Below are 4,199 nucleotides of genomic sequence, written 5' to 3'. Positions count from 1 at the left end.
TAATAAAACCGTTGAAGAAAGGGTTTTATCGGCAAAACACCAAGCATATATTGCGTTAGGAAATTTAATGACAGTATGTGCTATTGAAAAAATTGACGCGTGTCCGCTTGAAGGTTTTATACCTGCAAAAGTTGATGAACTCTTAAATTTAAAAGCTTTAAATTTATCATCTGTGCTATTATTACCAGTTGGAATTAGAGCCGATGATGATATAATGAGTACTATGAAAAAGGTTAGAAAACCTTTAAGTGAAATGATTATTAACATTTCAGAAAATAAATCAAACTAAAAATATTAAAAATAATTATGAGTAAAGAAGTTAGAGCCCTTGAGCCAAAAGAATTATGGAATAATTTTGCAAATTTAAATGCTGTACCAAGAGGATCAAAAAAAGAAGAAAAAGTTATCCAATTTATGGCCGACTTTGGGAAAAAGTTAAATTTAAAAACTACCATAGATCCTGTTGGAAATGTAATAATAAAAAAACCAGCTACTAAAGGAATGGAAAGCAGAAAAACAGTTGTGCTGCAATCTCATTTAGATATGGTTCATCAAAAAAACTCCAATACAAATTTTGATTTTGATACAGAAGGAATTAAAATGATAATTGATGGTGATTGGGTAAAAGCAGATGGAACTACATTAGGCGCTGACAATGGTTTAGGAGTTGCAGCAATTATGGCAATTTTAGAATCTACAACTATCCAACATCCAGCATTAGAAGCATTATTTACTATTGATGAAGAAACTGGAATGACTGGCGCAATGGGTTTACAAGCTGGTTATTTAGAGGGAGAAATATTATTAAATTTAGATACTGAAGAAGATGATGAAATTGATATAGGATGCGCTGGAGGAATTGACGTTACTGCACAAAACCCGTACAACGCAGTTAATTCACCTAGTAATAGTGTTGGAATTTCAATTTCAGTTACAGGTTTAACAGGCGGGCATTCTGGAATGGATATCCACAAAGGATTAGGAAATGCCAACAAAATTATGAATCGCCTTTTATTTGGTTCTCAAGAATATATACGCGTATCTGAAATAGATGGTGGAAGTTTAAGAAATGCTATTCCTAGAGAAAGTTTTGCACTTGTATCGGTAAAAGAATTGTATAAAGATCAATTTTTAAAAGTAATTACAAAAATTGCTAAAGAAATAAAAGCAGAACAAAAAATAGTAGATCCAAATTTAGAAATTACATTTATTGAAACTGCTGTTCCTAAAAAAGTAATGACTTCAATAAGTCAAAATACCTTGATAAAAACTTTATACGCATTACATAATGGAGTGTATAGAATGAGTCCTGATATGAAAGATTTAGTTGAAACATCTAACAATATTGCTCGTGTAATTGTAAAGGAAGAATTGATTAAAATATTATGTTTAACACGTTCATCGGTTGAAAGTTCTAAATTTGATTTGGCTAATATGTTAAAATCAACATTTGAATTAAGTGGATTTAAAGTTACGCTAGCCGGATCATACCCAGGATGGAAACCAAATGTAGACTCTCCTATTTTAAAAGTTTTAACAGATACGTATCAAAAACTTTTTAATGAAAATGCAAATGTTGTTGCTTGTCACGCTGGTTTAGAATGTGGAATTTTAGGAACAAACTATCCTGAAATGGATATGATTTCATTTGGACCAACTATACAAGGAGCTCATTCTCCAGACGAAAGAGCTAGTATAAAATCAAGTCAAAAATTTTGGAAATTTTTACTTAACATACTGGAAAACATCCAATTTAAAAAATAATATTACAAAAAGAGGTTAAAAATTTTTAACCTCTTTTTTTTTATGGCTTTGTTAACAATATTCCCTTTTATAAACCATAAATAATTGTATTTTTACAGCTTAAATAAACTTGATAATCTTCAATGGGAAAAATTATTGCAATTGCCAATCAAAAAGGCGGTGTTGGCAAAACAACAACAACAGTAAATTTAGCTGCTGCACTGGGTGTTTTAGAAAAAAAAGTGTTGTTAATTGATGCTGATCCTCAAGCAAATGCTTCATCGGGGTTAGGTATTAATGTTGACGAAGTTGAATTAGGAACCTACCAATTATTAGAACATGCAACTACAGCAAAAGAAGCTGCAATTGCAACAAATTCTCCAAATGTAGAGCTTATTCCTGCGCATATTGATTTAGTTGCTATTGAAATTGAATTAGTTGATAAACCAAATCGTGAATACATGCTAAAAGAAATGTTGAAAGACGTTAAAGATGATTACGATTTTATTTTAATTGATTGTGCTCCATCATTAGGATTAATTACCTTAAACTCTTTAGTTGCAGCAGATTCGGTTATTATTCCAATTCAATGTGAATATTATGCACTAGAAGGATTGGGTAAATTATTAAACACCATAAAAAGTGTTCAAAAAATTCATAACCCAAATTTAGATATTGAAGGATTGTTATTAACAATGTACGATTCGCGTTTACGCCTATCAAATCAGGTTGTTGAAGAAGTAAATAAACACTTCCAAGATATGGTGTTTAAAACAGTTATTCAAAGAAATGTTAGGTTAAGTGAAGCTCCAAGTTTTGGCGAAAGTATTATATCTTATGACGCTACAAGTAAAGGCGCAGTAAATTATATTAACTTAGCAAACGAAATATTAAAACAGAATAAAAATGGCAAAGGCAATTAAAAAACAAGCACTTGGAAGAGGATTATCTGCCTTATTAAAAGAAACAAATTCAGATATAAATTCTGCTGAAGATAAATTTGCTGACAAACTTGTTGGTAATATTTTAGAAATTGATTTAGAATCTATAGAAGTTAATCCATACCAACCAAGAAGTTATTTTAACGAAGAAGCTTTACAAGAATTAGCCACTTCTATTAAAGAATTAGGCGTAATTCAACCAATTACAGTTCGTAAATTTGAAGGAAATAAATTTCAATTAGTTTCAGGTGAAAGAAGATTTAGAGCTTCTAAATTAATAGGAAACACAACTATACCAGCATACATTAGACTTGCCAATGATCAAGAAATGTTGGAAATGGCTTTGGTTGAAAACATACAACGTAAAGATTTAGATCCTATTGAAGTTGCACTTACATACCAACGTTTAATTGATGAAATAGATTTAACCCAAGAAGAAATGAGTGCCCGCGTTGGTAAAAAACGTTCTACAATTAGCAATTACTTAAGGTTGTTAAAATTAGATCCAATTATTCAAACAGGAATGCGCGATGGCTTTTTATCTATGGGACACGGAAGAGCATTAATAAATGTTGAAGATCCTGAAGAACAATTAAGTATTTACGAAAAAATAATTGAACAAAAATTATCTGTTCGTCAAACAGAGCAATTGGTAAAAGATGGAAAAGAAACACCGTTAAAAGTAATTGCAAAACCATCAGTTCAAAATAAAGTTGCTCCAGAATTTATCTCAAATGGTTTAAAAACCTTTAGTGCCTATTTTGGACATAAAATAGATGTTAAATTATCTGGGGCTGACAAAGGAAAAATTTTAATTCCTTTTCATTCTGAAGAAGATTTTAACAGAATTAAAAAACTATTAGAATAGTGTTTAAAAAACATCTGTACATATTTAGTATTGTTTTAATCATTTTCAATTTTAAGTGTTATTCTCAAAAAGATGAAGACCTACAAATTAAAATTAAAGATACCATTTTAAAACCTTACACATTTAATCCATTATCTCCGGCGAAAGCAGCCTTTTATTCTGCAATTTTACCAGGATTAGGACAAGCATATAACAAAAAGTATTGGAAAATACCATTGATATATGGTGCGTTAGGAAGTGGTATTTTAGTATATGATTATAATAATAAATATTATAACAAAGCTAGAACCGCCTATAAACTAAGACTTAACGGTAAACCAGATGACTATGATGGTTTAGGTGATAACATTTATTTATCAACAACAGCATTAGAAAGCGCACAAGAAAGCTATAAAAAAGACAGAGATTTATCGCTACTTGTAACTATTGGCTTATACTTTTTACAAATTATTGAAGCCAGCACAAATGCTCACTTATTACAACATAACGTAGACGATAATTTAACTTTTTCACCTCAAATAATACAAAATTCAGTTACCAACAAATCTATTGTTGGCGCCTCTATAAATTTTAACTTTTAATAATGAAAATAGCACTTTTAGGTTACGGAAGAATGGGGAAAACAATTGAACAAATTGCTTTGCAAC

The 4,199-nt window shown here is 30.2% G+C and carries 5 protein-coding genes; all 5 read left to right on the top strand.

The window, feature by feature from the left end; translation table 11 throughout:
- Positions 1-289 (top strand): nitroreductase family protein (locus ABY298_RS15225; protein ID WP_372746906.1); only part of this gene is annotated, 289 nt, incomplete at its 5' end.
- Between the two features lie 17 nt (positions 290-306).
- Positions 307-1,764, top strand: coding sequence for an aminoacyl-histidine dipeptidase (locus ABY298_RS15220; RefSeq protein ID WP_372746905.1), 1,458 nt, complete (start codon positions 307-309; stop codon positions 1,762-1,764).
- 122 nt (positions 1,765-1,886) lie between these two features.
- Complete coding sequence (locus tag ABY298_RS15215; RefSeq protein WP_372746904.1) at positions 1,887-2,666, top strand: ParA family protein; 780 nt, start codon at positions 1,887-1,889, stop codon at positions 2,664-2,666.
- The gene (locus ABY298_RS15210) at positions 2,650-3,552 is read left to right on the top strand and encodes a ParB/RepB/Spo0J family partition protein (protein ID WP_372746903.1); all 903 of its coding nucleotides are present in this window, start codon (positions 2,650-2,652) and stop codon (positions 3,550-3,552) included. Before ABY298_RS15215 ends, ABY298_RS15210 begins: the two co-directional genes overlap by 17 nt.
- Positions 3,552-4,133: a DUF5683 domain-containing protein gene (locus ABY298_RS15205; RefSeq protein WP_372746902.1), complete on the top strand. Its 582-nt coding sequence runs from the start codon at positions 3,552-3,554 to the stop codon at positions 4,131-4,133. Before ABY298_RS15210 ends, ABY298_RS15205 begins: the two co-directional genes overlap by 1 nt.
- Positions 4,134-4,199: the final 66 nt, after the last annotated feature.

The organism is Lutibacter sp., from assembly GCF_041596795.1.
Lineage (GTDB): Bacteria > Bacteroidota > Bacteroidia > Flavobacteriales > Flavobacteriaceae > Lutibacter.
Note: the sequence above shows the minus strand (reverse complement) of the source record. Positions and strands in the feature narration are given on the sequence as shown.